The 2,108-nt window shown below is 80.0% G+C and carries 3 protein-coding genes; 1 reads left to right on the top strand and 2 read right to left on the bottom strand.

Annotated features, from left to right (window positions below):
• A partial coding sequence (locus tag MHY85_RS20855) for an aminotransferase class V-fold PLP-dependent enzyme (RefSeq protein WP_239200357.1) occupies nt 1–846 on the top strand: 846 nt, incomplete at its 5' end.
• Nucleotides 847–912: 66 nt separating this feature from the next.
• Here the strand turns inward: MHY85_RS20855 and erpA are convergent.
• Both erpA and MHY85_RS20845 read right to left on the bottom strand, forming a co-directional pair.
• The gene (gene erpA / locus MHY85_RS20850) at nt 913–1,263 is read right to left on the bottom strand and encodes an iron-sulfur cluster insertion protein ErpA (RefSeq protein WP_147796443.1); all 351 of its coding nucleotides are present in this window, start codon (nt 1,261–1,263) and stop codon (nt 913–915) included.
• A gap of 305 nt (nt 1,264–1,568) precedes the next feature.
• The coding region (locus tag MHY85_RS20845; RefSeq protein ID WP_239200355.1) for a glycerate kinase at nt 1,569–2,108 on the bottom strand (540 nt) is incomplete at its 5' end.

Below are 2,108 nucleotides of genomic sequence, written 5' to 3'. Positions count from 1 at the left end.
GGGCAGGGCGGCGCGGGCGGGCAGGCCGGCGACGCGGTGGGCGGGCTGCTGACCGTGCCCGTCGACCGCGACGGCCGGGTCGACCTCGCCGCCTTCACGGCGGCCGTCGCCCGCCCGGGCGTGGCGCTGGCCGCGGTCCAGCACGCCAACGGCGAGGTCGGCACGCGGCAGCCGGTGGCGGAGGCGCACGCCGCCGCCCGCGCGGCGGGCGTCCCGCTGCTGGTGGATGCCGGCTCCTCGTTCGGGCACCTGCCCGTCGGCGCCGAGTGGGACGTGCTCACCCTCGACCCGGGCGACGTCGGCGCGCCGCCGGGGGTCGCCGTCCTCGCGACCCGCGCCGGCGTGCGCCGCTCCCCCGTGCCACCCGCCGGCAGCGGCGACGAGGACCGCTGGTTCCCGGGCGGGGTGTCCGTGCCCGCCGCGCTCGCCGCCGCGGTCGCGCTCCAGGCCGCGGCGGCGCGGGTCGCCGCCGGGCCCGACCCGCGGCACGCGCTCGTCGACCGGCTGCGCGCGCGGGTGGCGGCGGAGGTGCGCGAGGTCGACGTCGCCGGCCCCGCGGCCGGCCGGCTGCCGCACGTGCTGACGTTCTCCTGCCTCTACGTCGACGGGGAGGCGGTGGTCACCGCGCTCGACCGTGCCGGGTTCGCCGTCGCGTCGGGGTCGGCGTGCACGTCGGCCGCAGAGGAGCCGAGCCACGTGCTCGCCGCGATGGGCGCGCTGACCCAGGGCAACGTGCGGCTGGCGCTGCCCGTCGGGACCGCCGCGGCCGACGTCGAGCGGTTCTGCGACGTGCTGCCGGGCGTCGTGGCGGCCATCCGGCGGGACGCCGGCCTGACCGACCTCTGAGGCCGCGCACGCACGAGGGCCCCGGACCGTGCGGTCCGGGGCCCTCGTGGCGTCAGGCGCCGCGGGTCAGCTGAACGAGCCGCCGCACGCGCAGGACGAGCCCGCGTTCGGGTTGTCGATCGTGAAGCCCTGCTTCTCGATGGTGTCCGCGAAGTCGATGGTCGCGCCCTCGAGGTAGGGGACGCTCATGCGGTCCACGACGACCTCGACGCCGTCGAAGTCGCGCAGCGCGTCGCCGTCGAGCACGCGCTCGTCGAAGTAGAGCTGGTAGATCAGGCCCGAGCAGCCGCCGGGCTGCACCGCGATGCGCAGGCGCAGGTCGTCGCGCCCCTCCTGCTCGAGGAGGCTGCGGACCTTCTCGGCCGCGACGTCGGTGAGGTCGACGCCGTGCGTCGCGGTCTCGGTGGTCTCGCTCATTGCTGTCTCCTGACGGTGTCTCGGATCGGTCGCGGGCGCGCGCCCGGCGCGCGCCGCGGGACGGTCACGTCGAGCACAACCGCGCTCCCGCGTGATCTGTTCCCAATGTACGCCCGCACGTGCCGCGCGCCGCGGGACGCGCACAGGACCCGCACGCCGCGCGCGGCGCCCGCCCCGCCGGGCCCCTCGGTCGCCGAGCGAGCACGCGACACGTCGAGCGAGCAGCCGGCGGATGCTCGCTCGACGTGTCGGTCGCCCCCTCGGCGACCCGGCGGAGCCCGACGAGCCCGCGCGGGGGCGTCGGGTCAGCGGGACCAGGTGCGGGCGATCCGCGGCAGGCGCGCGCGCAGGGCGGCGGCCGGGTCGCGGCGCCAGGCGTCCTCGTCGGCCGGGTGCTCGACCACGCCGAAGCCCGCGGCCAGCCCCGCCGCGCCCCAGTCGCGCCGCCCGGTGCGCAGGTGCGCGGCCACGGCGACCGCCGGCACGCCCAGGGGCAGGGCCGCGCGGGCCGCGGCCCCGACGACACCGTGCTCGAGCGCGGTCCCGTCGAGGACGGCGGTCCCGGTGAGCACGAGGTCCACCTCGGCCGCACGGCGGCCCAGGTCCACGGCGTCGGCGACCCAGGAGGCCCCGTCCACCAGCCGCGCGCCGAGCAGCCCGAGCGCGAACGCCGCTCCGCCGCCCGCACCGGAGCCCGGCGCCAGGGCCGCGCGCGAGCCCGGGGCCCGCGCACCGGCCGCCGGGCCACCCGGCGCCCCGACCGCGGTGCCGCCCGGCCCCGCCGCGCCCGACCCGGCACCGGCACCCCCGGCGAGCAGGTCCCGCCGCCCGGTGCGCAGGTGCGC

The sequence above is a fragment of the Cellulomonas sp. ACRRI genome, assembly GCF_022346185.1.
GTDB lineage: Bacteria > Actinomycetota > Actinomycetes > Actinomycetales > Cellulomonadaceae > Cellulomonas.
Note: the sequence above shows the minus strand (reverse complement) of the source record. Positions and strands in the feature narration are given on the sequence as shown.

What these genes read in the sequence shown, in the direction of transcription:
- erpA (WP_147796443.1), bottom strand. Translation starts at nt 1,263, where the DNA reads ATGAGCGAGACCACCGAGACCGCGACGCACGGCGTCGACCTCACCGAC.